Genomic DNA, 26,419 nt, shown 5'->3' with positions numbered 1-26,419 from the left:
CGGCCGGCTTCCGCGTGGGAGCCGGCCTAGCCGTTTTTCTTGGCATAATCGAGGATGGCTTTGGCAAAGTGTTTAAAATCATCGAGATGGTGGTCGATGATGGCTTGCAAAATGCCAAGGTTCAGTTGTTGGTAGTTGTGAACGGCGATGTTGCGGAATCCGACCATCGCCTTCATCTTTTTGCTTACGGAAGGGGAGATGACCCCATGTTCTTCGAGGAGAGCGAACGCATCGCGGCTATGCTGCGGCAGTCCGAATTTCTGCTCGGCCACGATATGCATGGCCAAATCGATGCATGCCTCGCACGCCCGCTGTAAATTCAGAACGATCGAATCTTGTTTTGTGTAATTTTGTAAATTTTTTGGATCGCCGTTATATTCTTCACGAATTCGTTTCAGGCAGCGTTCGATCACGCTGATCTTGTTTAAAATGACATCACTTTTCATATATGCTCCCGCTTTCCGTAATTTGTTTTAACACCGGTGCTCTCTCTTCGTTTAGTTTCACATACATTTTCAATGTTTTCATTTCGAACTCAGCCCGTTTCCGCTCGTCGCGGCAATCAATGGCTTTTCCCGTCGAGACGACTTGCGCTTGAAACACCGTGCTGGCTTGGCGCAAATCGACAAGATCGACATCGCGTCCTAACTTGCCAGCCAACTCCCCAGCGAGCCGAAACAGCTCATACGGATCATGCGGCACGCCGTCGCTGACAAAGGCGATGTCGACATCGCTGTCTGGGCGCATCGCCCCACGGGCGGCTGAACCGAACAGGTAGATGACGAACGGGTGAAGAGCCGGGCGGAGCGTCTGAATGATGATCGTCTCCATTTCGTTTGGCAATCGCGATGCCCCCTTGCGTTTTTCTTCATTATAGCAAAATCTTATTGTTCTTGGCGAAAAGATGGAAAAAGAAAAAGGGATGGCGATGATGCGCCAATCCCTCTGAGCGAAAGAAGCAGGGGCTGATTGATTCATTTCCTCCTTACATACAAACTTCGGGGCGGCTCTTTTTGCTGCTCTTCCCTAAAACACTTCCTCACCCCGAAAACGGGATGGGGCGATGTTCGAGTCATTCGGGTGATGGATGATATAGGTGTGCGCGTTGGCCGTTAAGCCACAATTAGGCGATTTCCGCCACAATGGCATTGTCCTTGACATCGATGCGGATCGCACGCACCGATTGATCGGCGTCAAGCAGGCAGTCGGCGATGTTGTCTTCAACATGTTCCTGGATGGCGCGGCGGAGCGGGCGGGCGCCAAAGGCCGGATGGTAGCCAAGCTCAGCCAGCTTTTCTTTCGCCGCTTCGGTCACTTCGAGTTCGATGCCTTGTTCGCGCATTGCCGTTTTGACCTCGGCAAGCATCAAGTCGACGATTTGAAGCAAGTGCGCTTTTTCAAGCGGCTTGAACTCGATGATGGCGTCGAAGCGGTTCAAAAATTCCGGCTTGAAGTAAGCGTTCAAGGAGTCAAGCACGCTTGATGCGCCACCGCTTTGTTTTTCAAAGCCGACGGTGATTTTTTTGTCGGTCACCCCAGCGTTGCTTGTCGCGATGATGACCGTGTCTTTGAAGCTGACGGTGCGGCCTTGGCTGTCGGTTAGGCGGCCGTCTTCCAAAATTTGCAAGAAGATGTGCTGTACATCCGGGTGCGCCTTTTCAATCTCGTCAAGCAAGATGATGCTGTACGGGTTGCGGCGCACTTTTTCCGTCAGCTGGCCGGCTTCTTCAAAGCCGACATAGCCCGGCGGCGAACCGATCAGCTTCGAGACGGAATGTTTCTCCATGTATTCGCTCATATCGAGGCGAATCATGGCGTCTTTTGTGCCAAACAGCTCCTCGGCGAGCGTTTTGGCGAGCTCCGTTTTCCCGACGCCGGTCGGGCCGACGAACAAGAACGAACCGATCGGGCGGTGTTTCGCTTTCAAGCCGGCGCGGCTGCGGCGAATGGCTTTCGCGACTTTTTTCACCGCTTCCGCTTGGCCGATCACTTTTTTCGCCAAGTGTTCTTCAAGATGTTTCATTTTTTCTTTTTCATCGGCTTGCAGCTTGCCGACGGGGATGCCGGTTTTCTCGGCGATGATTTGTTCGATGTCGGCGGCATCGACGACAGGGCGTTCTTGGGTGACGCCTTGCTCGAGTTGTTTTTCGAGCTTCAGCTCTTCATCGCGCAGTTTCGCCGCCAATTCGTAGTTTTCTTCTTTCGCCGCTTGTTCTTTTTCTTTCGCGATTTGGATCAACCGCTCTTGCAGTTGTTTTTCATCGGTCGGGCCGAGGCGCAAGTTCGCTTTCGAGCCGGCCTCGTCAAGCAAGTCGATCGCCTTGTCCGGGAGGAAGCGGTCTTGAATGTAGCGGTGCGACAGTTTCACGCACGCTTCGATCGCTTCATCCGTATAGCGGACATGGTGGAATTGTTCGTATTTCGGCTGGATGCCTTTTAAGATGACGATCGCTTCCTCAACGGTCGGCTCGTGGACGATGACCGGTTGGAAGCGGCGCTCAAGAGCCGCGTCTTTTTCAATTTGCCGGTATTCTTTGAGCGTCGTCGCCCCAACGACTTGCAGTTCCCCGCGGGCGAGCGCCGGTTTTAAAATATTGCCGGCGTCCATCGAGCCTTCAGCGGCGCCAGCGCCGACGAGCAGGTGGATTTCGTCAATGAACAAGATGATGTTTTTCCGCTCTTGCAATTCGGCGATGAGCCGTTTCATCCGCTCTTCAAATTGACCGCGGATGCCGGTGTTGGCGACAAGCGACGCCACGTCAAGCAAGTACACGTCTTTGTTCAATAGTTTTTCCGGCACTTGCCCTTCGGCGATTTTCAGCGCGAGCCCTTCAACGATGGCTGTTTTCCCGACACCCGGCTCCCCGATCAACACCGGGTTGTTTTTGTTGCGGCGGTTTAAAATTTCGATCACGCGGGCGATTTCTTTGTCGCGGCCGATGACCGGATCGATCAAGCCCGCTTTCGCCATTTGCGTCAAGTTGCGGCCGAATTGATCCAAAAATCCACCGCCATGGCTTTGCGGGCGCTTCGCCATCGTTTTCGGCGCGCTCATTCCGGCGTTGGCGGCTGTGAACGGGCTAGTAAAGAAGTCATCAAAGGAAAACGGTGAAAAGCCGAAGTTCATCGGAATGGACAGTTGTTGTTTTTGCTTTTCATAGCATTCATGGCACAGGTGAAGTTGTTGTTTTTCCCCGTTCCATTGCAAGTTGACAAACACTGTTGCTTCACGTTGTTGGCATGCTTGGCATAGCATGAGACATACCCCCTTTTCTCTTATTCGGGATTTTACTTTGACTTTCTTTGACTTTCTGACTTTATTATACTTTGACCTTTTTTGACTTTCAAGTGTTTTGTACAAAAAAATTGTAATAACGATGAAATGTTTTTGAAAAAATGGTGAATACTAATGTAGGTGCGGCAAAGCTATGATAAAGTGAAAAACAGAAAAAGAGGCGGAAAAGACTCCGTCTTTGGTGCTCATGATGATCATGAATTTGAAGGAAAAAGGAGAAAGGTGAAGATGAGAAGACAGGTTGGTTTCGCGTTTGCTGTTGTACTTTTGGGGATGATGATCATGGCTGCTTGTACAAATCACAACAAGCAAGCCGAGACGCCGGCCGTGCTTGACGTGAAAATCGATGCGCCGGATCATATCGATTTGAACAAACCGACCAAGCTCGCCTGCGTCGTGACGTACGGCGGCGAAAAAGTAGACGATGCGAACGAAGTCAAGTTTGAAGTATGGAAGCATGGAAGCGACGAGCGGGAAATGCTTGAAGCGAAGCATGACGGCGACGGCCGATACTCGGTGGAAAAAACGTTCACCGAAGCGGGAACATATTCGGTGGTCGCCCATGTGACGGCGCGCGACATGCATAACATGCCGAAGAAAGATATTGTCGCCGGCAGCCCGGAACAGGCGGCGACGGCCGACGGTGCGCGCGAAAATTCCCAAGGCAGTGCTGAAGAAAATCATCATGGCGCCGTCGCCATTTCGCTGTCGTCCCGTTCGTTCGAAGCCGGAAAACCGGCGGCGTTGACCGTCCGCCTCTCCAAAGATGGGAAGCCGTTGACAGGTGCGACCGTTCGTTTTGAGATTTGGCAGGCGGACAATAAGCATGAATTTGTCGATGCAAAGGAAAAAGGAAACGGCGAGTACGAAGCCATGGCCACGTTTGCCAACAAAGGAACGTATTCGGTGAAAGTGCACGTCGAAGGAAGCGGCGGGCTGCACGAACATCAAGTCGAACACGTGACAGTTCATTGATGGAAACGCGATTTCACATCGCATGCCATATTAATGAAGAGAGTTTGCGGTGTGTGAGAAGGCATCTTGTCTCGGATGCCTTCTTTTTTCGTTCTGTCGTCTTTCTTGTCCATGCCGGACATATACATATATATGGAAAAGCAACGGACAAGAGAGGGAGATGGAGGATTTGGGCAAGAGACACGAGTGGTCGGAGGCGTGGCAAATCGCTGCTGTTTACGTTGGAACGGTGATTGGGGCAGGATTTGCGACCGGAAGAGAGATTATGGAATTTTTCACTCGTTATGGGACGGCTGGAACGGTTGGCATCATCATCAGCGGTTGTTTGTTTATATGGGGAGGCGCGCGGCTCATGGTGATGGCGCGCCGCATTGGAGCCGCGTCCTATGATGAATTGAATCGCTATTTGTTCGGGAACATGTTGAGCCCGTTTGTGACGCTCGTGATGACGGTGATGATCGCAGGGGTGACGGCGGTGATGATCGCCGGGGCGGGTGCCGTGTTTGAAGAGCAGATCGGCTGGCCGAGGCAGGCGGGCGTCACGCTGACGCTCGGTTTGGCGCTTCTTGTCATGTTGTTTGACCGCAAAGGGCTGTTTGGCGTCAACGTGTTCGTCGCGCCGATGATGGTGCTGTTCAGCGCCATCGCCTTTGTGAAAACAATCGTGGCTGGCGATTTGTGCCGTCCGGACATGGCTGCGGTGGACTATTCCCTCAAGGCGATGTTGTCCCCGTTTTCCTATGCGGCCTTTAACTTGGCGATGGCCCAAGCGGTGCTTGTCCCCATCGCCCGCGAAGCGACCGATGAGCGAGCGGTGAGGCGCGGAGCGATGTTAGGCGGAATGGTGTTGACGGTTTTGCTGCTGTTGAACCATATGGTGCTGCTGTCGTTTCCACACAAGGACGATTATGATATTCCAATGGCCGAAGTCGTTCATACGTTTTTTACTGTGTTGTATTGGCTTTATGTCGTCGTCATTTACGGAGAAATTTTTACATCGGTCATCGGCGGCATGTTTGGACTTGCACGCCAAGTGCGCGTTTGGGCGCCGCTTGGCGGGAAATGGCTGGGCGTGCTGCTCGTTTTGCTGTTTGCGGCGGTCAGCCCGTTTCATTACGGGGAGCTGCTGTCATTCATCTATCCGCTGTTTGGCTATATGAGTCTTGTGCTTTTGTGGCTTCTTTGGCGCCGGCAGCTGCCGCGCCGGTAAATGAGCCCTTTCGTTCCCCAAAGTTTTTTGGTGAAGGGGGACGAAAGGGCTTCGTTTCGTTATGAGTGGAAGCGGGCGATCATGTTTTCTAAATCGCGCGCTGCTGCAGCCAACGTGTCGGCTTCCCGCGCCAACTGGTGAAGGGCGAGCGTCTGTTGCTCAAGCCCCGCCGCCGTTTCTTGCACCATGTTTGAAAAATCGGCGGCGACGGTGCGTACGTCTTCCATCAGTCCGCCGAGCTGCTCGCCGTCGGCGGTGATGTCGTTGACATATGATTCGTTTTGCTGAAGCAAGTCGTTCAGCTGGGCGAACATGCCTTGAAACGATGTGAACGTTTCCCCTGTTTTCCAAAGAGAGTCTTTCGTTTTTTCGACGTGGCGGCCACTTCCTTGCATCGCATGCACGGCTTCTTTGAGCGCGTTCGTCATGGCGTCGAGCGAGGCGAAAATTTCAGCGGCGAAGGCGTTTGTATCTTCGGCAAGCTTCCGGACTTCTTGGGCGACGATGGAAAAGCCGCGGCCCGCTTCACCCGCCCGCGCCGCTTCGATCGAGGCGTTGAGGGCGAGCAAGTTCGTTTGCTTGGCGATCGTGCGAATGGCGGCGATCATCTCATGAACGCGCGCCGCTTCATTGGCTGCTTTGTCGATGAGGGCAGTCATTTCGCCGATGCCGCGCTGCATCGCGTCCATGTTTGTTTTCGTTTCCTCAATGAGGCGGATGCCTTCTGCTGCTGACGACCAAGCGTCGCCCGCTTGCCGTACGACGCGTTCAACGGCGGCCCGCATGAGTTGCACGCGTTCCACCATCTGCCCGATGACGTCACCCGCTTGTTCGACGGCGGTCGTTTGTTGTTTCGCCCCTTCGCGGAACGTTTCGACGGCGGCGGCGATTTCGTCAAACGATTCAGAGAGGCGGCGCATTTCCATCTGCTGTTCAACGCTCACATCATGCACCGTTTTGGCCGCTTTGCCAAGCTCATGGATGATCGTGCGGATGCCGAGAATCATTTTGTTGATTTCGTAGGCGATTTGATGAAATTCATTCCGTTTTCCCGTCGTTTTCACTTCTGTCCGCAATTGACCCGAGGAGACAGTGCGGGTGACGCTGTACCAATGGCGAAGCTCGGCGGCAATGGCCCGATGCCAGGCGGCGCCAAGCCCAAGCCCAGCGAGAGCGGCGCACAGCGCGGCAAAAACGGGCGGCGCCCCTGCGATGGAAGCGGCCAGCCCAACGGCTGCGGGCGCGATGGCGATGCTTGCTAACACCCATTGCAAATACGGACGGTGCATGAGCCGCCCCATCCGCAAATTGAACCGCCTTCCGCCTGGCTTCGTCCAAAACGGGCAGCTGGCGTCAATCAGCACCTCGCCCGTATCGCGTTCGTACACTTGCAAGAGCGGCTCATTCGTGCGGGCGGCAGCCAGCCCGACCGGGTCGGCAAACACCCTTCCCTCGCGAAGGCGGTTCGTATGGACAACTCCGTATCCGCTTTCATCGACAAGAACAAAATATTCATCACGGCCGAGCCGCTCGTCTAAAAAGGTGCGGATGCGGTCAAGCTGTTCTTCAAGCGGACGGGTTCGGTCGATCATCTCCCGCAGCGCTTCCGCCGTTTCCGTCACTTTTTTCAACGCTCGTTTCGCCCGGCGCTGGTTCGTCAGTTCGCTCATAGACGATTCTCCTTTTCTCATTTGTCTATTTTCAATAATATATAGAAGATTTTGTCGAATCAATAGGATGAAAGGGGGATGCATAAAAATATCGATCGATTGGAAGACTATGCTGTAAACGGAAAGGCGAGGGGATGTTCGTGGGTTTATTCTCATTTTGGAAAAAAAAGAAAAAACGCCCCCCTCAGCGGCCCATTTCGCAACTTTGGGAAAAGCTTCGGCAATCGAGCGATTTTGTCGAAGTGTCGTTTGTTGTCGGAGGCAAGGAGCTGTCGATTTACTATTTCGATTCGCTCGTTGATCCGCAAGTGCTGCAAGAGCGGATTTTTTGCCATTTGCAAAACGACATTCCCCAGCATCCGAACGTCCGATTGGAAGACTTGCAGCAAATCGTGCCGATTCAGCGCATTGAGGTGAGTGAAGACACGGCACTGATTGAAGAGAAGGTGCTGAAAGGGTTTGTCGCGGTCACCTTCCGCGAGCAACCGAACAAAGCGGCGCTCATGGGCGCCGCGGCTGAAAATTTGGGGCTTCGGGAAAACAATGATTCGGAAAACGAATTCAGCGTCGTTGGGCCCAAAGTCGGATTTGTGGAAAATGTCGGCGTCAACTTGCATCTCATCCGCCGGCAAGTGGTGACGCCGAATCTTGTCTTTCGGGAAATGTCGATTGGTTCGGTGTCGAAAACGAAAGTGGTCATCGCCTACATCGATGGCGTCGCCAATCCGGAAGTCATTCAAACGGTGACGCAGCGGCTTGAGTCCATTCATTTTGACGTCGTGTTTGACAACGCTATTTTGGATCAGCTGCTCGCGGATAATTCACGGACGCCGTTTCCTCTTTTTATCTCGACCGAGCGGATCGATCGGGCCATCTATGCGCTTGTGTCGGGTCAGGTGGCCATTTTTTGCGACGGCTCCCCGTATGCCGTGATTGGCCCCGCCGCTCTCTTCGATTTTTTTACGTCGCCCGAAGATTATTACTTGCCATGGGTGCTCGGTACGTTTTTCCGGCTCATTCGGTTTTTCGGCGTTGCGTTTTCCGTGTTGGCGTCGCCGATTTATGTGGCGGTGCTGACGTATCATTATGAAATGATTCCCGAAGACTTGCTTGGACCGATCATTTATTCACGCTCGAACGTGCCGTTTCCGCCGGTGCTCGAGGTGCTGTTTTTGGAAATTACGATTGAGCTGTTGCGCGAGGCCGGGGCGCGGCTGCCGACGAAAGTCGCACAAACGCTCGGGATTGTCGGCGGGATTGTCATCGGGCAAGCAACCGTTGATGCCGGGCTGACGAGTACGATTTTGTTGATTGTCGTCGCGTTGGCGGCGCTCGCTTCGTTTACAACGCCGATTTTCAAAATGTCCAATACGATCCGGCTCATTCGGTTTCCGTTTATTTTGTTTGCTGCATGTTGGGGCGGGATCGGCATTATCTTTGCCGTCTGCGGGCTGCTCATTCATTTAGGGCGGCTGCAGTCGTTTGGCTATCCGTATTTGCTGCCGTTTTATCCATTTCGTGTGCGCAGCTTCCGCGATACATTCGTTCGTTCGCCATACAGTGAAACGGCGGAGCGGCCGATGTTTCTTCGTCCGCGGTCGCGGTTTCGTTACGATCCGAATGCGGCGAAGCAAAAACGCGATATTGATGAGTAAGGGGGATCGTGATGAGGCGTGGGCTTCTATGGCTCGGTGCGCTGCTGTTGCTTGGCGGCTGCGCCAGTTCGCGGCCGATTGATGAAATTCAAATTATTCAACAGATGGGGTATGATTTCGAGAACGGCCGCTACACGGGCACCGCGGTGTACCCGACGTTCAAGCAAGGGCCGATGACAAAGCCGAATATGCTGACGACGACGTCGCCGACGGTCTACGACTTGATTCCGCGCCTGTCATCGAAATCCGCGCTGCCGGTTGAGGAAGGGCAGCTGCGCTTGATTTTGTTCGGCAAGGAGTTTGCCAGGCGGGGGGTGACGCAAATTACGCACAGCCTCGCGCGCAACAACAAAGTCGGCAGTCATTTGCTGCTTGGCGTGGCGGAAGAAAGCGCGAAGGAGCTGCTGAAAACCGCGGCGAACACGACGCTGAGCGATACGTTGTATTTGCCGAATCTGGTGGAGCAGAATGAGCAGTCGATGAACTTGCCGAAAACGAATTTGCACTTGTTTTTGTATCGCTATTTTTCCCCGGGCAGCGATCCGTTTTTGCCGTATTTTGAGAAAAAAGGAGATTTCGTCAAGCTTGAAGGGGTCGCGTTGTTTCGCGACGACCGATACGTGGGGCATGTGAGTTTGCGTGATTCGTTTTTAATGAAAATTTTGCTTGGAGAAACGAAAAACGGCGTCTACCAGCTGAAGGTTGGGAATCGCGGGAAACAGGGCGAGGATCGGGTGATGCTGCAAAACTTATGGGCGAAGTCGAAATATGAATGGAAGCGTGATGGAAGCCGCCATGTGCTTGATGTGTTCGTCCATATCCATGCGTCGGTGCGGGATTACCCGTCGTGGCTCGATCATTCGGGTCAAGATTTGTTTGCTGATGTGAAGAAAAAAATGCAAAACGAATTGGAGCATAATATGCGTCGGTTATTCCGTTATTTTCAGAAAAAACGGATTGACCCGCTCGGCATCGGCGATTTTGTTCGCAGTGTGACAAGACATTGGGATTCCGACGCGTTTTACCGTGAATACCCGGATTTAGACATCCGCCCGCACGTCACGGTGGATATCGTCCATACCGGCATTGGCGAATAAGACGGGGAACATGAGGAGGGATTAGGATGAAGCAGGCCATTCAGGAACGGTTTCTCATCTCCCCGTTTCTTGTGTTTTTTGTCATTCATGCTACGCAAGTTGGGATCGGGGTACTCAATTTTCAGCGTCCACTGATGAAAGAGGTGGGGCAGGATGCCTGGATGGCAGTCTTAATGGCCGGGCTGTCGGCGCACGTGTTGATTTGGCTCATGTATCGGCTGTTGTCGCATTCGCCATCAGGCGGAGACCTCGTGTCGCTTCATGAACAGTACTTCGGGCGGTGGATCGGCGGGGTGCTGAGCCTTGGACTTCTTTTTTACTACGCGTTGGCGGCGTTTATGGTGCTTCAATCATACATTGAAATCATTAAAGTATGGGTGTTCCCGTTGATGGGGGCGTGGCAGTTCAGCCTTATGTTTTTGCTGATGACGTATTATGTCGTCTCCGGCGGGTTTCGCGTCGTTGTCGGCTTATGCGTTTGGGGGGTGGTGACTCCGCTGTTGACGATTTTTCCGATGGTTTTCTTTCCGCTTGAGTATGCTCAATACCGGAATTTATTGCCGGTGTTCGACCATTCGTTTGGGCAATTGGCAAAAGCATCGAAAGAGATGGTGCTGCAATATTTAGGGTTTGAAATGCTGCTGATGTATTACCCGTTTTTAAAACAGGCTCCGTCCTCGCAAAAGTGGGCGCATGCGGCCAACGCATTTACGATGTTCATTTATTTTGTTTTGATCCTTATTTCCATCGTGTTTTATAACAAAGAGCAAATTCAGCATATTACATGGCCGACGCTGACGCTGGCCAAAATTCCGGAAGTGCCGTTTATCGAGCGGATGGAGTATATTGTCATCTCGATTTATGTGCTCGTTGTGTTCCCGATCATCGCGGTCTCTATTTGGGCGGCGACGCGCGTGATCAAACAGCTGTTTGCTGTTCAGCAGCGCCGTTCGCTTCCGGTGTTGCTCGCTTGCTTGTTTGTCGGGGGAATGTTTTTTCAGGAGAAGACACATATTGAGCAGTTGACGGAATGGACAGCGAAGGCGGGATTTTATCTTGTCGCGGTGTATGTTCCGCTTTTGTATCTATACGTATGGACGGCGGAAAAAGTGAAAAAGGCGCTACAACAAAAGCCATAAGTATGGTATAGTAATATGGAAAACAGAAGAATCGCAATTCCGTACGCTTGTACGGGAGAGGTTTCTAGCAAAACCCTCTATAAAAAACTAGGGACGGCTGTATCCTAGGGGTATGGCCTTTTTTGTTTTGGAAACCTCTTCTTCTGCTGATTCAGAAGGAGGTTGATTGTGATGAAGATGAAGGAAGAAAAGGCGGTCGTTGTCTTCAGCGGCGGCCAAGACAGCACGACGTGTTTGGTTTGGGCGAAAGAGCAGTTTGGGGAAGTGGAAGCGGTGACGTTTGACTATGGGCAGCGTCATCGCCGCGAAATTGAAGTCGCTCAGGCAATTGCCGCTGAGCTTGGCGTTCGCCATACGGTGCTCGATATGTCGCTGCTTGGGCAATTGGCGCCGAACGCCTTGACGCGTGATGATATCGCCATCGAACAAAAGGAAGGCGGGCTGCCGACGACGTTTGTGGACGGACGCAATTTGTTGTTTTTATCGTTCGCGGCGGTGCTTGCCAAACAGCGGGGCGCGCGCCATATTGTGACGGGAGTGTGCGAGACGGATTTCAGCGGCTATCCGGACTGCCGTGATGTGTTTATCAAATCGTTGAACGTCACGCTGAATTTAGCGATGGATTACGAATTTGTCATTCATACGCCGCTCATGTGGCTGACGAAAGCGGAGACGTGGAAGCTCGCGGATGAGCTCGGGGCGTTCGAGTTCATTCGCACGAAGACGCTGACGTGCTATAACGGCATCATCGCCGACGGCTGCGGCGAATGTCCAGCGTGCGTGCTGCGCAAGCGCGGATTGGATGACTATTTGCGGGAAAAAGCGGGGGTGGAGCGGCCATGATGCACCAGCTTTATCCGCAAGTGATGCACCCTTACCGCTATGAGCTGAACAAAGATATGCACATCGCCGCCGCCCATTTCATCCCGCACGAAGCGGCCGGGAGCTGCGCCAACGTGCACGGCCACACGTACATCGTCAATGTGACGATTGCTGGCGATGAGCTCGATGAAAGCGGATTTTTGGTCAATTTTCAAACGATCAAACAGCTTGTGCATGGAAAGCTGGATCATACGCTGCTCAATGACCACACCGATTGCTTTGATGAAAACGACCCGAACCGGTTTCCGACGACGGAAGTGGTGGCGCGCACGATTTATGAAACGATTCAGCGCTATTTGGATACGCTGCCGCACAAGCCGACATGTTTGCAAGTGTTTGTCCGCGAAACGCCGACGAGCTATGTCGTCTACCGGCCGAAAGCGGGGGACCGGTAATGGCGCGCACGATTCCGGTGCTGGAGATTTTTGGTCCGACCATCCAAGGAGAGGGAATGGTGATCGGCCAAAAGACGATGTTCGTCCGCACAGCCGGCTGCGATTATCGCTGCCGCTGGTGCGATTCGGCGTTTACGTGGGACGGATCAGCGAAAGACGAGATCGAGCAGTTGACGGCAGACGATATTTGGCGGCGGCTTGAAGCCATGGGCGGCCGCCGCTTCCGCCACGTGACGATTTCAGGCGGCAACCCGCTTCTCATTGCCGCTCTTGGAGAGCTTGTCGCCCTTCTTCACGAAAAAGGGGTGCGCGTTGCGGTTGAAACGCAAGGGAGCCGCTGGCAAGACTGGCTGCTCGATGTAGACGATGTCACCATTTCCCCAAAACCGCCAAGTTCGGGGATGGACACCGACTGGTCGGCGCTCGACCAACTCATCGGGCGGTTGCAGAAAGATCAAAGCCGGACGCGGCGCGTCAGTTTGAAAGTCGTCGTCTTTGATGACGCCGATTTGGCGTACGCGAAAGAGGTGCACCGCCGTTACCTAGGCGTTCCGTTTTACTTGCAGGTAGGCAACGCCGATGTGGCCGATTCAGATGTGGATGCACTCCGCACAAAGCTTCTCCATCGGTTGGAATGGCTGGTGGAGCAAGCCGCCGATTCGGAGGAGCTGGCCGACGTCCACATCTTGCCGCAGCTGCACACGCTTCTTTGGGGAAACAAGCGTGGCGTGTAAAGCGGGGGTGCGGCCGCTCACGTTGCATGAATCAAAGGGAGGAATGAAGGAATGGCAGGAAGAAAAGAGGAAGAATTGAAAGACTTGACGCTGCTTGGCCATCAAGGGACAACGTATTCGTTTACGTACAATCCCCATCTTCTTGAAGTGTTTGACAACAAACATCCTGACCGGGATTATTTCGTGAAGTTCAATTGTCCGGAGTTCACTTCGCTATGTCCGAAAACCGGCCAGCCGGACTTCGCGACGATTTACATCAGCTACATCCCGGACAAAAAATGCGTCGAAAGCAAATCGTTGAAGCTGTATTTGTTCAGCTTCCGCAATCATGGCGACTTTCACGAAGACTGCGTCAACATCATTATGAACGATTTGATTAAAGTCATGGAACCGCGCTATATCGAAGTGTGGGGCAAATTCACCCCGCGCGGCGGCATTTCCATCGATCCGTACTGCAATTGGGGGCGCCCGGGGACAAAATACGAAAAAATGGCGGAATACCGGCTGCTCAACCACGACTTGTATCCAGAAAAAGTCGACAACCGCTAAACTACAAAAAAGAGGTAGTTTTTTCGCCAACACTCCTATATAATGGACAGTGAATGTTTGCCTTGGAGGTTTTGGCGTTGGAGCGAAGAACAGCTCTTTTGCTTGGGGCGAGCGGCTTGGTCGGCGGGGAACTGCTCAAGTTGCTGCTTGAGTCGGATTTGTACCGGCAAGTGACCATTTTTGTCCGCACCCCGCTGCCGATTAAACATGAAAAACTGCAGCAAGTCGTCGCCGATTTTGCGCGGCTTGAATCGTATGAGCGGCATTTTTATGTCGATGATGTGTTTTGCTGCCTCGGAACGACGCGGAAAAAGGCGAAAACGAAGCAGCAGTTCATTCAAGTTGACTATGAATATACGCTGCGCGCGGCGGCGTTGGCGGAAAAGTGCCGCGTGAAAAGCTTTTTGACCGTCTCTTCGGTTGGCGCCAACCCGTGTTCGCCGTTTTTTTACCAGCGCGTCAAAGGAGAGGTGGAAGAGGCGTTGCAGCGGCTTTCCATCCCATCGCTTCATATTTTCCGTCCATCGTTGCTCGTCGGCAAGCGTCGGGAGTTCCGCCTCGGCGAGACGCTTGCCGGGTGGCTGTTATGCCGGCTGCCGTTTTTGTTCGTCGGCAAATGGAAAAAGTATAAGCCGGTTGACGCCCATCAGCTTGCTTTGGCGATGTTTTACCGGGCGGCGTCCGCAGCGAACGGCGTCCACATCTATGAATGTGATGAACTCGCCCGCATTTCGTAAACAAAAAAGAGGCTCTTGACGGCCTCTTTTTTCTATTCAATAATCTTATAATTTTTATGGTTGACCACCGTCCGCTCTTGCAAATCAAGCTCGCGGTAGTTTTTCATATATGTCAAATCGACGATGACCGAGTTTTCGTTCACTTTTTCCACGATGCCGCGCAATCCATTTTTAAATTCAATAATGTCCCCGACTTTTGCTTTTTTCACCATTCTATCATTCCCCTTTTTAAACCGAATATAGTCGTCGGCGGCTAAAACGGGCGTGATCGGCCGAAAAGGCGGCCGGCCGGTGCGCCCTGGCCGTTGTGCCCGCTCTTTATAAAAAGGAGCAGGCGCTTTTTTACTAGTTTGCCTTATTTTTATGCACAAGTAAAGGGGTTTCTTTCCTAAAATTTGATATTTTAAAAAAAAAACAAGGGGCGAAGCCGTCCCCTTGTTTTCATCTACTTGGCAAACACATGGTTGCCGATGACGACCGTCACCGGACGGGAGCGCAGCCATTTGCTTTTCGCCGTTTTCGGATTGTAGAAATAGAGCGAGCCGTTTCCTAAACCGCGAAAAGCAAGTGCTTCTTCAACGGCGCGATATGATTCACGGTCAGCGGGTTCATTGATCGTTCCGTTTGCGACCGGCGTGAATGCATAATGGCCGCCAGAGCGCTCATAAATAACGGCGCGGATCGTATCCGGAAAATCCGGATGGTCGACGCGGTTGAGCACGACCGTTGCCACGGCTACTTTCCCGGCGTACGGCTCCCCTTTCGCCTCAGCATGGACGAGGCGAGCGAGCAAGTCTTTTTCCGCCGCTGTAATGCCTGCGTTCGGGATGATCAGTTTTTCGCCAGGATACAGCCAATCGTCTTTTCTATTTTTTTGCATCAGCTGTTTGAGCGGCACACCGTATTGCTTCGCGATTTTCCAAAGCGTGTCGCCGCGCTTGACGGTGTGGATGGTTGCCGCATCGGCATGGCCGGCAAAGAAAAACATCCCGCACAATACCGCCATCACCCATGCTTTTCCTTTTTTCATCCTGATCCCTCCTCTCGTAAACTCGCTACTAGAGTAACAAGGATGGGAAGATGATTCATTATCGAAATGATGGAAAAAGTGCGCGAAGCATTGAAATGACTAGTTTCATAGGAGGAATGGAAATTTCTCCGCAAGCCAAAACATCCGGCTTTCGGGGCGGAAAGCCGGATGTGAAGCCATGGGGACAGGAGCTTTTAGCTGCGTGGAGCATCCATATAGTGGTAAATAACGTGGCCGCCGCGCTGGGCGATGCCGCGAAATCGTTTGAAGTCGGGCTGTTTGACGAGCACGGCACGAAAAACAGGGAAGTCCTCTTTTTTCACCAACAGTTCGGAGATGATTCCGTTGCGCAATTCATCGATTTGCTTGGCCGCCAGTGCTTCATCCATCGCATGTCCCCCCAAGCGTTGATTCGGCATCGTCACCGTTATTTATCGTATCACAGACGCCTGTTGGGTTAAATACCTATATTTTGGCCGGGCAAACACCCTTTGCTTGTTCTGACATACAATATGGGTGGGTACGCGCCCCGAGAATATAAGCAAGAAAGGGAGAGAACAATGAATCATTGGGATCCGTATATGAATGGTCCGTTTTCAACCTCTTCCGGCCATGACAATGAAGCCGGGTGGATGGAGAATAACGTGCCGCCGATGGCTCCGCTATCGGCAACGACGCCAAATGAAGCGACGCCGACTCAAGTGATGCCGATGGCGTATTATCCGCCGGCAGCGCCTTATGGCTATTGGTGTCCACCGGTTGCGCCGCCAGCGCCGCTTGTCAGTCCGGTCCATCTTGACAGTCCAGACAGTCCGGACAGCTCCGATATGATGCTGCCGGCGCCGCCGCTCGGTTTAGGAGCCGGGCCGAATATGGCCCATGCTTCCGTTTGGCCGATGGGTGGGAAAGAAAACACGCCGCCGATGACGCCTGATGACGCCGCTATTCCGTATGGCATGACGGCCCCGTATGCAGAAAACGTCCCCCCGGCTGGCAGCACGGCTCCCGTGGCCGTTCCTGGCACGCTGTCTGGAATGGCTGCTGGTGCAACACCAGGTTTCGTTCCTGGCGCACATCCGTATGCGCCGCTGTACTATCCACCGATGGCGCCGCAGCCGTATGCCCCGGTGATGCCGTATGGCTATGGCTATCCCGCTGCGCCGCTGCCTCCATATTATGGCGGAGGAACCCCGTATGCACCTGGCTTTCCAATCTCGTATGGCCCCTATCGGTAAGATGCCAAAAAAGACCGCCGAATGGCGGTCTTTTTTACATCTGGAGCCGAGAAAATCCTCACTTCCATGCGTGAGCGCAAGTGGGGGATGAATCGGTATCTTTCCTCATCCACCTTTCTCTTGCATCAAGAGAACGAAAGGTATAAAATGGTCATGAATAGAACAAACGTTCCTTATCGTAGGAGGGAAGGCCATGCATAAGGCCTACCTCTTTCGGTTGGATCCCATCCGAAAGCAAACGGAGCAAAGGAAGGGAGAAGAGATTGCACATGAGCATGGAACAGAAAACAGCCATTGTCACCGGTGGAGCGAATGGGATCGGCAAGGCGATCGCTAGAGCATTCGCAAAACAGGGAGCGAACGTCGTGATCATCGACCGCGATATTCAAAACGGTGAAGCGTTCGCCGCGCAATTGCAGTCGGACGGGTTCAAGGCGATCTTTGTGGCAGCGGATGTGCGGAAGGTGGACGATATTGAACGGTTTGTACAAGAAGCTGCCGGCCGCTTCGGCCGCATTGACTATTTGATCAACAATGCTGGCGTCTCACGCTGGAAGTCGCCGTATGAGCTGACGGTTGAGGAGTGGGATGACGTGCTGTCAACGAATTTGCGCAGCGCTTTTTTTGCTTCTCGAGAAGCAGCGAAATATATGCGCCGCAATGCAAAAGGCGGAGCCATCGTCAACATTGCCTCGACAAGGGCGCTCATGTCCGAGCCGAATTCCGAGGCGTACGCTGCATCGAAAGGCGGCCTTGTCGCTTTGACCCATGCGCTGGCGGTGTCGTTTGCGGATGATCGCATTCGCGTCAATTGCATCAGCCCCGGTTGGATTGAAACGGGCGATTATGGGCAACTGCGAGACATTGACCACCGGCAGCACCCGGCCGGCCGCGTCGGCAAACCGGACGATATCGCCCGCGCTTGTCTGTATTTATGCGATGAGGAAAACGATTTTATCACCGGGGTCAATTTGGTCATCGACGGGGGAATGACAAGGAAAATGATTTATATTGAGTAGGGAGCGGGCGTTTGTTAAAATAAACAAAATGGGGACGGCTTGAAAGGAAAAGGTGGGACGGAAAAATGAAAATCCGCAAAACGCCGGTGATGGACGGACAAGCTCCGGCTAATGTCTACATTTACGAAAATCGAAAAGAAGAATATATCGTGATTGCCATTCCGGCGCTTGAGTGGTCATTTTCGTTCGCCTATGAGGAAGAGGCGGAGGCGGTGGCCGAGCGGCTTGAGGCATCGCTAAAAAAGCGGCTTGACCATGAGCGCGCCGCCCTCTTGGCCGTGCGGTTGCTCGGCTGGGCGCGGGAAATGTAGCCTAGAGGGCGACCGTGGCCGCCAGCGACTTTGCATGTTAGGGGTTCGATGACAACGTGGTCAACAAAACAAAAGTAATCGCAGTATATATCATAGGCAGCATTTTATGGATTGCCGCCACCGACACCCTGCTCAATATGCTGTCGATCAGCCGCGCTGTATATATGGCGCTTGGCGCCGCCAAAGGGGCCGTGTTTATTTTGCTCTCGGCTATTTTTTTGTACCAGCTGTTAAAAAAACGCGAGCAGCTGGAAAAGATCGAAGAAAATGAACAACAGCTGCTTACGCTCATCAATTCGATGCCCGATTTCGTTTGCTTTAAAGACAGCGAGGGTCGATGGCTGCGCGTCAACGATTTCGGACAGCGGCTTTATCATCTCGAGCGTATCGACTATGTCGGGAAAACCGATCGTGAACTTGGCGAGCTGGTGCCGTTTTTTAAGGACGCTTTCGAGCAGTGCATCGAATCGGACCGCGAAGCATGGAAAAGCGGAACGGTCACCCGCCGCGAGGAGTCGTTTGCGACGCCGGATGGGGAAGTGAAGACGTTTGACGTCATTAAAGTGCCGCTCTTTGACGAAAACGGAGCGCGCAAAGGGCTGCTGACGATCGGCCGCGACATTACCCAGCAAAAGCTTGCCGAGGAGCTGCTCTTGAAAAAAGAAAAGCTGTCCGTCCTTGGCGAGCTGGCCGCCGGCATTGCCCATGAAATCCGCAATCCGCTCACCTCCATGAAAGGATTTATTCAGATGATGCAAGAAACGCGCGAAGTGAATGATCATTATATGCGCATTATGTTAAGTGAACTCGGCCGCATCAACCAAATTGTGAGCGAGCTGCTGGTGCTCGCCAAGCCGCAAAGCCACGATTATCGGCCGTTTTTGCTAGACGAGGCCATTTCGTATGTCATCAGCTTGATTGGCCATGAGGCGACGTTGAACAACGTTTCCATTTCCGTCCATAACACCGCTCCGAAAGCTTGTGTGTACGGCGATCAAAACCAAATTGTTCAAGTGTTGTTGAACGTTATGAAAAATGCCATCGAAGCGATGCCTGATGGCGGAATTTTATACGTCCACGTTGCGGAAGCGGACGGGAAGATCTATGTCGATGTTGCCGACACCGGCGTCGGCATCTCGAAAGAGCGGCTGCAGAAAATCGGTGAACCGTTTTTCACTTTGAAAGAAAAAGGAATGGGGCTCGGGCTGACGACAAGCATGAAAATCGTTCAAGAACATAAAGGAACGATGCGGATCGAAAGCGAGGTTGGGAAGGGAACGACTGTTCATTTGACGTTTCCGTCCGGCGGCGTCAAAGCCGCAAACGGCCGGCAAAATGCGCTGTCATAACAACAGGCGTCCACGCAGAGCGAGGATGTCTGTTTTTTTTGGCTAACGGCTCAATCCATGGCTGATAGGCAGACGAGTTCTATGGCAGGCAGCGGCTGATGTTTTGTGGATCATCATAGGCCCTGTCGGTGCACAGCGCGTTTTGGTTCGTAAAATTTCTCTTTCAGTTGTTTAGGGTCGAAACTGCCGATCGTGCAGGGAACGATTCCGACTTAGCTTTGCTTGAAGTGGGAGACTTCTTTCGGAAATCCGTTAAAAATGAAACCTATTGCACATGATAAACGTAGTTTGGGGAGGGATAATGGGAAAAGGATGTGATGGTGTGTTCATCGCCCAACTGGCAGTCATTTTGTTCGCCGCCAAACTTGCCGGCGATCTTGCCGTGCGCCTTGGCCAGCCCGCCGTGCTCGGCAAGCTGCTCATCGGCATTGTGCTTGGTCCGAGCGTGCTCGGTGTGATCGAGGATACCGACCTTTTGCAGGAGTTAAGCCAAATCGGCGTCATTTTGCTTATGTTTATCGCCGGCCTTGAGACGGATATGGACCAGTTTCGGCGCACTGGAAAAGCTGCTGTGGCGGTCGGAGTGCTCGGCATTCTCGTTCCGCTGCTCGCCGGGTATGCGGCTAGCGCAGCGTTCGGCATGGAAACCGGCACAGCTCTTTTCCTCGGACTTTTGCTGTCCGCAACGAGCGTCAGCATTTCCGTGCAGGCGCTCAAAGAGATGGGACAGCTGCAATCGAAGGAAGGATCCGCGATTCTCGGCGCGGCGGTCATCGACGACGTGCTGGTCGTCATTGCCTTGGCGTTTTTATTAAGCCTAACTGGCGGCGACGTCGAGCTTGGTGCGGTCGTGCTGAAAAAAGCTGTTTTTTTTGCCGTCGCCATTTTGCTCGCTTGGAAAGCCATCCCGCTCGTATTAAAGTGGTTTGCCCCGTTGCGTGTGACAGAGGCGGTCGTCTCAGCCGGGCTGGTCATCTGTTTTGCCTTTGCCTATTTTGCTGAGGCGATGGGGGTGGCGGCGATCATCGGCGCCTATATGGCCGGGCTTGGCGCGAGTTTTACGGACTATCGGGAAGAAGTATTTGAGAAAGTGGAAACGATCGCCTATTCTTTGTTTGTCCCTGTCTTTTTTACCTCCATCGGGGTTGCGGCCGACTTTTCCGGCATCGTCGAGCATTGGCCGCTGATTGTCGGTTGGAGTGCGCTCGCGATTTTGACAAAGCTTGTCGGCGCCGCGCTGGGGGCAAAATGGGCCGGATTTTCGTGGGGAAGCTCGCTGGCGGTAGGTGCTGGCATGGTGTCGCGCGGTGAGGTGGCGCTCATCATCGCCGGCATCGGCTTGGAAGCCGGCCTGCTTGATGGAGACATGTTTGCGGTCATGATCATCGTCGTATTGGTAACGACTGTTGTGACGCCGCCATTATTGAAGATGATTTTCAGCCGTCTTCATCCGGTGCGCCGGACGGCCTAGTCGCCGTCGAAGTGGGCGGCCGGGCCGATGGCCGGCGCTATAGCGGCAAAACAGCGGGGCTGTCCCCAAGAAAGGGCAGCCTCGCTGTCGCTACGAGCGGTTCTTTTTCGCTTGTTTGGCCGTATCCACGCTGTCTTTGGCCATTTCTGCCTCCGCCTTGGAGACGGTCGGGTTGGCTGTTTCTTGGCTCACCTTGTTTTGTCTCCCTTTGTTCGACATGCGATCCCCTCCTTTCGGCCCGTTTCGCTCCGCTTGCCGTATGCCCGCAAAACCTTTCCTCCCTCCCAGCCCTCTTATTAGTATGTCGAGAAGAGCATCTCCCCATCCAAAAAACGTCATTGAGAGCGATGGCCCGTCCGGTTTATAATGTAGTCTGCATAGACTAGCGGCAGACGATGGGTGCGGAAAGGAGGGAGCCTGATGGAACAGCCGTTTCGCGTCGAAAAAACGCTCAACAATAACGTGTTAATCGCTTCCCATCCGGCGTATGGCGAAGTCGTCCTGCTTGGCAAAGGAATCGGCTTCGGCAAAAAACGGGGGGACGAGATTGCGAAGAGCGCTGTGGAAAAATGTTTCGTTCTGAAAAACGAACGCGAACAAGAGCAATACAAAAAGCTGCTTCCGGAATTGAGCGAAGAATTCATCGCCCTCATGAGCGAGGTGGTTCAACATATTCAGCAACGCGTGGGCGCACCGCTCGACGAGCACATCCATGTGGCGCTGACGGACCATATCGCCTTTACATTAAAGCGGCTTGAGCAAGGATTGGACGTCAAAAACCCGTTTTTGGCTGAGACGAAAAGCTTGTATCCGTTGGAATATGAAATTGCCCATGAAGTGGCCCGCACGATTGAACAAAAGCTCGGAGTCTCCCTGCCTGAAGGGGAGACAGGCTTTATTGCTCTTCATATTCATAGCGCGATTTCGAAACGAAGCGTGTCGGAAGCGAATCGATATTCCCAGCTCATTGCTGACCTTGTCAAGATCGTCGAGCAACAGCTTGGCGTTGACATCGACCGCGAGAGCGTTCATTATTTGCGTTTCGTCCGCCATTTGCGCTATGCGATTGAGCGGATGAAAAAAGGTGAAAAAGTCGAAGAACCAAAAAATTTGTCGAAAATCTTGAAGGAAGCGTATCCATTGTGCTATAATCTAGCATGGAAGTTGGTTAAGGTCATGCAGCAAACGCTTCATCTGCCGGCGGACGATGCCGAGGCGGTCTATTTGACGTTGCATTTGCAACGGCTGGCGGAGAAAAAGAACAATACAACTGCATAGGTTGTCTCGCTTTACGTGTTACTGACTCGATCAGGCATGAGTAAAGAGGGCAAATAAGGCGGCAACAGTTGCGAATGTATGCGCGCTGTTGTAAGCGTTCTTTTTGCCTCTCTTTAGTCATGCCTTTTTTATTGCGCCGATGCCCCTCGGAAGCGTCCGCTCCATTTTCGATACATGAATCGGCTGTTTGCTGCAAAACTTAAGAAAAGGAACCTAAAGGAGGTTATGAAGATGAAGCGAGCGTTTGGCACGCTGCAAAAAGTCGGGAAAGCGCTCATGTTGCCGGTGGCGATTTTGCCGGCGGCCGGGATTTTGCTGGCGTTTGGCAATGCGTTGAAAAACCCGGCGCTCACGGATAAAATTCCCGCATTAAAAGCCGATTGGGTCGTGCTCGTCTCCAACGTGATGGAGCAAGCGGGCGGCATCGTCTTCTCCAACTTGTCGCTCTTGTTTGCGGTCGGCGTAGCGATCGGCCTTGCCGGCGGGGACGGAGTCGCAGGCTTGGCGGCGATCATCGGCTACTTGATTATGAACGTGACGATGAGCGTCATCTTAGGTGTAACGGCCGATATGGTCGGCGCTGACCCGTCGTATGCCAACATTCTCGGCATCCCGACGCTGCAAACCGGCGCCTTTGGGGGGATTATCGTCGGGATTTTGGCCGCCTACATGTACAACAAATACTTCAATATCGAACTGCCGCAATATCTCGGCTTTTTTGCCGGCAAGCGGTTCGTGCCGATCGTGACGGCGGCGTCTGCGGTCGTGCTTGGCATTATCATGACATTCATCTGGCCGCCGATTCAGCACGGGCTCAATGCGTTTTCGCACAATATGATCGATGCGAACAAACCGTTGGCCGCCTTTATTTTCGGCGTCATCGAACGGGCGTTGATTCCGTTTGGCTTGCATCATATTTTCTATGCACCGTTTTGGTTTGAATTTGGCGAATACGTCAATAAAGCCGGGCAAGTGGTCCATGGCGACCAAAAAATCTTTTTCGAGCAGCTGAAAGACGGCGTGGAACTGACGGCCGGCACGTTCATGACCGGGAAGTTTCCGTTTATGATGTTCGGCCTTCCGGCAGCGGCGCTTGCCATCTACCATGAAGCGCGGCCAGAAAACAAAAAAGTTGTGGCCGGCATTATGGGATCGGCTGCGTTGACATCGTTTTTGACTGGGATTACCGAACCGATCGAATTTTCGTTCTTGTTTGTCGCTCCGGTGCTGTTTGCCATTCACTGCGTTTTTGCCGGCTTGTCGTTTATGATCATGCACTTGTTGAACGTCAAAATCGGGATGACGTTCTCCGGCGGGGTCATTGACTTCTTGCTGTTTGGCGTTCTGCCAAACCGGACGGCATGGTGGCTCGTCATTCCGGTCGGCTTGGTGTTTGCCGTGATTTATTATTTCGGGTTCCGCTTTGCGATCCGCAAATGGGATTTGGCGACGCCGGGCCGGGAAAAAACGGTCGAGGAAGCACCGAAAGCCGAGGCGGCCGCTGCTGGCGACCTGCCGTATGAAGTGCTCGCTGCTCTTGGCGGAAAGGAAAACATCGAACATTTGGACGCCTGCATTACACGTTTGCGCGTGTCGGTCCATGACATTGGCCAAGTCGATAAAGACCGCCTGAAGGCGCTTGGCGCTGCCGGGGTGCTGGAAGTCGGCAACAACGTGCAAGCGATTTTCGGTCCGAAATCGGATATGTTAAAAGGGCAAATTCAAGACATCATGCAAGGAAAAGCGCCGGCCCGTGCGGCGGAAGAAGAAAAGCCGAAAACAGCGGCTTCGGAAGCCGCGGAGTCCGAAACGATCGCTTCGCCGATGTCCGGAGAAATCGTTCCGCTCGCTGAAGTGCCGGACCAAGTGTTTTCGCAAAAAATGATGGGCGATGGGTTCGCAGTCATGCCGACGGACGGCACGGTCGTCTCTCCGGTTGATGGGAAGATCATCAACGTCTTTCCGACGAAGCACGCCATTGGCATTCAGTCGGCCGGCGGGCATGAAATTTTGATCCACGTCGGCATCGATACGGTGAAGCTGAACGGCCAAGGGTTTGAAGCGCTTGTGAAGGAAGGCGACGAAGTGAAAAAAGGACAGCCGATTTTGCGCGTCGACCTTGATTATGTCAAACAGAACGCCCCATCGATCGTCACACCGGTGATTTTCACGAATCTCCAAGCCGGCGAAACGGTTCACGTCAACAAGCAAGGCTCAGTTGCTCGAGGAGAAGACGCTGTTGTGACGATCCGCTAAGCTGCTTATTCGCCGCGGGGCGGGGACAAGCATTTTCCGTTGCCTTCCCGCCCCTGCATTTGATATGATGGCAAAGAAAAAATTGAAGAAAAGGGGAATGATGAACATGGCAGAAAAAACGTTTAAAGTCGTTTCTGATTCCGGCATCCACGCTCGTCCGGCGACGATTTTGGTGCAAACGGCGAGCAAATTCAACAGCGAAATCCAGCTTGAGTACAACGGCAAAACGGTGAACTTGAAATCGATCATGGGCGTCATGTCGTTAGGCATTCCGAAAGGGGCAACGATCAAAATCACGGCAGAAGGGGCCGATGCGGCGGAAGCAATGGCGGCGTTAACGGATACGTTGGCGAAAGAAGGTCTTGCAGAATAATGGGAAACGCAATCCGTGAAAAAACGATCCATGGGATTGCTGCATCGAGCGGTATTGCCATCGCGAAGGCATACCGCTTAGAAACCCCTGATTTGGCAGCCGAAAAACGGGCTGTTGCCGATGTTGAAGCGGAAGTAGCGCGGCTTGAGGCGGCGGTGGCGAAAGCGAAAGAAGAGCTGGAAGCCATCAAGCAGCATGCCTTGGAAAAGCTTGGCGAAGATAAAGCGGCCATTTTTGCCGCCCACTTGCTTGTGCTTGACGACCCAGAATTGTTGAACCCGATTAAAGAAAAAATCTAAACGGAGCGCGTCAATGCCGAGTACGCTCTCGATGAAACCGCCTCGTTTTTCATCTCGATGTTCGAGGCGATGGACAATGAATATATGAAAGAACGGGCCGCTGACATCCGCGATGTGACAAAGCGCGTCCTCGCCCATCTGCTTGGCGTCACAATCTCGAACCCGAGCCTCATTTCTGAGGAAGTCGTGATCATCGCGGAAGACTTGACGCCATCCGATACGGCGCAGCTGAACCGCCAATATGTGAAAGGATTTGCCACCGACATCGGCGGGCGGACGTCGCATTCAGCAATTATGGCCCGTTCGCTCGAAATCCCTGCCGTCGTCGGCACGAAGACGGTGACGGCGGAAGTAAAAAACGGCGACATCGTCATTGTCGATGGGCTCGACGGCCAAGTAATCATCAATCCATCGCCGGAGTTGCTCGCCCAATATGAACAAAAACGGGCCCGCTATGAGGCGCAAAAGGCAGAATGGGCGAAACTCGTTCACGAGGCGACCGTGACGGCTGACGGCATTCATGTCGAGCTGGCTGCCAACATCGGCACGCCAGACGATGTGAAAGGAGCGTTGGCGAACGGAGCGGAAGGAATCGGATTGTATCGCACAGAATTTCTATACATGGGACGCTCGGAACTGCCGACGGAAGACGAACAGTTTGTGGCTTACAAAACGGTGCTGGAACAAATGAATGGCAAGCCGGTCGTTGTGCGGACGCTTGACATTGGCGGCGACAAAGAGCTGCCGTATTTGCAGCTGCCGAAAGAAATGAATCCGTTCTTAGGGTTCCGGGCGATCCGCCTTTGCCTTGAGATGCAAGACATGTTTCGGACGCAGCTGCGCGCCTTGTTGCGGGCGAGTGTGTACGGCAATTTGAAAATCATGTTCCCGATGATTGCGACGCTCGATGAATTCCGCCAAGCGAAAGCCATTTTGCTTGAAGAAAAAGAGGCGCTCCTCCGCCAAGGGGTTGCCGTTGCGGATGGAATTGAAGTCGGCATGATGGTGGAAATCCCGGCAGCTGCCGTCATGGCGGACCAGTTTGCGAAAGAAGTCGATTTCTTCAGCATTGGAACGAACGACCTGATCCAATATACGATGGCGGCCGATCGGATGAATGAGCGGGTTGCGTATTTGTACCAGCCGTACAACCCGGCGATTTTGCGGCTCATCAGCCACGTGATCGATGCCGCCCATCGCGAAGGAAAATGGGTCGGGATGTGCGGAGAAATGGCCGGCGACCCGATCGCGATTCCGATTTTGCTTGCCCTTGGCCTTGATGAGTTCAGCATGAGCGCCACCTCGATTTTGCCGGCGCGCGCTCAGTTGAAACAATTGTCGAAAGAAGAGGCGGCTCGCATCAAAGAAACGGTGTTGTCGCTCGGCACGGCTGAGGAAGTCGTGTCGTTTGTCAAACGAACATTTTCACTTGCCTGAATGAAAGCGCGGCGACGTTTACG

At 53.1% G+C, this 26,419-nt stretch carries 26 protein-coding genes and 1 pseudogene; 19 read left to right on the top strand and 8 right to left on the bottom strand.

The features are described 5' to 3' along the window. Positions 1-26: 26 nt before the first annotated feature. The 3 genes from hepT to GZ1_RS05490 all read right to left on the bottom strand — a co-directional run bounded on the left by hepT (position 27) and on the right by GZ1_RS05490 (position 3,256). Positions 27-446 carry a type VII toxin-antitoxin system HepT family RNase toxin gene (gene hepT, locus GZ1_RS05500; RefSeq protein WP_060788065.1) on the bottom strand — a complete coding sequence of 140 codons (420 nt, stop codon included), beginning with the start codon at positions 444-446 and terminating at the stop codon, positions 27-29. Beyond that, a complete protein-coding gene (mntA, locus tag GZ1_RS05495; protein ID WP_060788064.1) occupies positions 436-843 on the bottom strand; it encodes a type VII toxin-antitoxin system MntA family adenylyltransferase antitoxin in 408 nt (135 codons plus the stop codon). Before mntA ends, hepT begins: the two co-directional genes overlap by 11 nt. Positions 844-1,123: 280 nt before the next feature. Then, complete coding sequence (locus GZ1_RS05490; RefSeq protein ID WP_060788063.1) at positions 1,124-3,256, bottom strand: ATP-dependent Clp protease ATP-binding subunit; 2,133 nt, start codon at positions 3,254-3,256, stop codon at positions 1,124-1,126. Positions 3,257-3,523: 267 nt separating this feature from the next. Between GZ1_RS05490 and GZ1_RS05485 the strand changes: the two genes are divergently transcribed. Both GZ1_RS05485 and GZ1_RS05480 read left to right on the top strand, forming a co-directional pair. Then, complete coding sequence (locus tag GZ1_RS05485; protein ID WP_060788062.1) at positions 3,524-4,270, top strand: FixH family protein; 747 nt, start codon at positions 3,524-3,526, stop codon at positions 4,268-4,270. Between the two features lie 169 nt (positions 4,271-4,439). Beyond that, a complete protein-coding gene (locus GZ1_RS05480) occupies positions 4,440-5,480 on the top strand; it encodes a YkvI family membrane protein (protein ID WP_083509273.1) in 1,041 nt (346 codons plus the stop codon). A gap of 59 nt (positions 5,481-5,539) precedes the next feature. Here GZ1_RS05480 and GZ1_RS05475 read toward each other — a convergent pair whose 3' ends face one another. Further along, complete coding sequence (locus GZ1_RS05475; RefSeq protein ID WP_060788060.1) at positions 5,540-7,150, bottom strand: methyl-accepting chemotaxis protein; 1,611 nt, start codon at positions 7,148-7,150, stop codon at positions 5,540-5,542. Positions 7,151-7,290: 140 nt separating this feature from the next. Between GZ1_RS05475 and GZ1_RS05470 the strand changes: the two genes are divergently transcribed. The 8 genes from GZ1_RS05470 (at position 7,291) to GZ1_RS05435 (ending at position 14,338) form a co-directional block, all read left to right on the top strand. Continuing rightward, complete coding sequence (locus GZ1_RS05470) at positions 7,291-8,805, top strand: spore germination protein (protein ID WP_060788059.1); 1,515 nt, start codon at positions 7,291-7,293, stop codon at positions 8,803-8,805. 11 nt (positions 8,806-8,816) lie between these two features. Further along, positions 8,817-9,902 carry a Ger(x)C family spore germination protein gene (locus GZ1_RS05465; RefSeq protein WP_060788058.1) on the top strand — a complete coding sequence of 362 codons (1,086 nt, stop codon included), beginning with the start codon at positions 8,817-8,819 and terminating at the stop codon, positions 9,900-9,902. A 26-nt stretch (positions 9,903-9,928) separates the two neighbouring features. Further along, positions 9,929-11,041: a GerAB/ArcD/ProY family transporter gene (locus GZ1_RS05460; protein WP_060788057.1), complete on the top strand. Its 1,113-nt coding sequence runs from the start codon at positions 9,929-9,931 to the stop codon at positions 11,039-11,041. Between the two features lie 171 nt (positions 11,042-11,212). Next, positions 11,213-11,884, top strand: coding sequence for a 7-cyano-7-deazaguanine synthase QueC (queC, locus tag GZ1_RS05455; RefSeq protein ID WP_060788056.1), 672 nt, complete (start codon positions 11,213-11,215; stop codon positions 11,882-11,884). Then, positions 11,881-12,318 (top strand): 6-carboxytetrahydropterin synthase QueD, encoded by a 438-nt coding sequence (queD, locus tag GZ1_RS05450; RefSeq protein WP_060788055.1) that lies wholly within the window; start codon positions 11,881-11,883, stop codon positions 12,316-12,318. Before queC ends, queD begins: the two co-directional genes overlap by 4 nt. Further along, a complete protein-coding gene (gene queE, locus GZ1_RS05445; RefSeq protein ID WP_060788054.1) occupies positions 12,318-13,052 on the top strand; it encodes a 7-carboxy-7-deazaguanine synthase QueE in 735 nt (244 codons plus the stop codon). Before queD ends, queE begins: the two co-directional genes overlap by 1 nt. Positions 13,053-13,103: 51 nt before the next feature. Continuing rightward, complete coding sequence (gene queF, locus GZ1_RS05440; protein ID WP_033011832.1) at positions 13,104-13,601, top strand: preQ(1) synthase; 498 nt, start codon at positions 13,104-13,106, stop codon at positions 13,599-13,601. A 53-nt stretch (positions 13,602-13,654) separates the two neighbouring features. Beyond that, complete coding sequence (locus GZ1_RS05435; protein ID WP_060788053.1) at positions 13,655-14,338, top strand: NAD(P)H-binding protein; 684 nt, start codon at positions 13,655-13,657, stop codon at positions 14,336-14,338. A 32-nt stretch (positions 14,339-14,370) separates the two neighbouring features. Here the strand turns inward: GZ1_RS05435 and GZ1_RS05430 are convergent, their stop codons facing one another. The 3 genes from GZ1_RS05430 to ykzS all read right to left on the bottom strand — a co-directional run bounded on the left by GZ1_RS05430 (position 14,371) and on the right by ykzS (position 15,757). Further along, a complete protein-coding gene (locus GZ1_RS05430) occupies positions 14,371-14,550 on the bottom strand; it encodes a YkvS family protein (protein WP_033005507.1) in 180 nt (59 codons plus the stop codon). 233 nt (positions 14,551-14,783) lie between these two features. Beyond that, positions 14,784-15,368, bottom strand: coding sequence for a cell wall hydrolase (locus GZ1_RS05425; RefSeq protein ID WP_033010575.1), 585 nt, complete (start codon positions 15,366-15,368; stop codon positions 14,784-14,786). A gap of 194 nt (positions 15,369-15,562) precedes the next feature. Then, positions 15,563-15,757, bottom strand: coding sequence for a protein YkzS (gene ykzS, locus GZ1_RS18075; RefSeq protein WP_011230483.1), 195 nt, complete (start codon positions 15,755-15,757; stop codon positions 15,563-15,565). Positions 15,758-15,928: 171 nt separating this feature from the next. On the opposite strand from ykzS, the gene GZ1_RS05415 reads away from it, so the two are divergent. From GZ1_RS05415 to GZ1_RS05395, 5 genes are all read left to right on the top strand, one after another. Then, positions 15,929-16,603 carry a hypothetical protein gene (locus GZ1_RS05415; protein ID WP_011230484.1) on the top strand — a complete coding sequence of 225 codons (675 nt, stop codon included), beginning with the start codon at positions 15,929-15,931 and terminating at the stop codon, positions 16,601-16,603. Positions 16,604-16,872: 269 nt separating this feature from the next. Beyond that, the gene (locus GZ1_RS05410) at positions 16,873-17,622 is read left to right on the top strand and encodes an SDR family NAD(P)-dependent oxidoreductase (protein WP_013523280.1); all 750 of its coding nucleotides are present in this window, start codon (positions 16,873-16,875) and stop codon (positions 17,620-17,622) included. A 65-nt stretch (positions 17,623-17,687) separates the two neighbouring features. Beyond that, complete coding sequence (locus GZ1_RS05405) at positions 17,688-17,933, top strand: YueH family protein (protein ID WP_011230486.1); 246 nt, start codon at positions 17,688-17,690, stop codon at positions 17,931-17,933. A gap of 56 nt (positions 17,934-17,989) precedes the next feature. Further along, positions 17,990-19,282: an ATP-binding protein gene (locus tag GZ1_RS05400; RefSeq protein ID WP_015374280.1), complete on the top strand. Its 1,293-nt coding sequence runs from the start codon at positions 17,990-17,992 to the stop codon at positions 19,280-19,282. 301 nt (positions 19,283-19,583) lie between these two features. Further along, complete coding sequence (locus GZ1_RS05395; RefSeq protein ID WP_174520670.1) at positions 19,584-20,753, top strand: cation:proton antiporter; 1,170 nt, start codon at positions 19,584-19,586, stop codon at positions 20,751-20,753. Between the two features lie 90 nt (positions 20,754-20,843). Here the strand turns inward: GZ1_RS05395 and GZ1_RS19550 are convergent, their stop codons facing one another. Next, positions 20,844-20,972 carry a hypothetical protein gene (locus tag GZ1_RS19550; protein ID WP_015374282.1) on the bottom strand — a complete coding sequence of 43 codons (129 nt, stop codon included), beginning with the start codon at positions 20,970-20,972 and terminating at the stop codon, positions 20,844-20,846. Positions 20,973-21,173: 201 nt separating this feature from the next. Between GZ1_RS19550 and glcT the strand changes: the two genes are divergently transcribed. From glcT to ptsP, 4 genes and pseudogenes are all read left to right on the top strand, one after another. Then, complete coding sequence (glcT, locus tag GZ1_RS05390; RefSeq protein ID WP_033005503.1) at positions 21,174-22,031, top strand: glucose PTS transporter transcription antiterminator GlcT; 858 nt, start codon at positions 21,174-21,176, stop codon at positions 22,029-22,031. Positions 22,032-22,262: 231 nt separating this feature from the next. Then, complete coding sequence (gene ptsG / locus GZ1_RS05385) at positions 22,263-24,287, top strand: glucose-specific PTS transporter subunit IIBC (protein ID WP_060788051.1); 2,025 nt, start codon at positions 22,263-22,265, stop codon at positions 24,285-24,287. A gap of 106 nt (positions 24,288-24,393) precedes the next feature. Next, entirely contained in the window at positions 24,394-24,660 is a 267-nt protein-coding gene (locus tag GZ1_RS05380) for a phosphocarrier protein HPr (RefSeq protein WP_011230496.1), read from the top strand. After that, positions 24,660-26,396 (top strand): annotated as a pseudogene (gene ptsP, locus GZ1_RS05375) (phosphoenolpyruvate--protein phosphotransferase). The gene GZ1_RS05380 and the pseudogene ptsP overlap by 1 nt, the downstream one beginning before the upstream one ends. Positions 26,397-26,419: the final 23 nt, after the last annotated feature.

This window comes from Geobacillus zalihae NBRC 101842, from assembly GCF_001544135.1.
GTDB lineage: Bacteria > Bacillota > Bacilli > Bacillales > Anoxybacillaceae > Geobacillus > Geobacillus zalihae.
The sequence above is the reverse complement of the archived record's forward strand: the minus strand, read 5'-3'. Positions and strand labels throughout refer to the sequence as shown.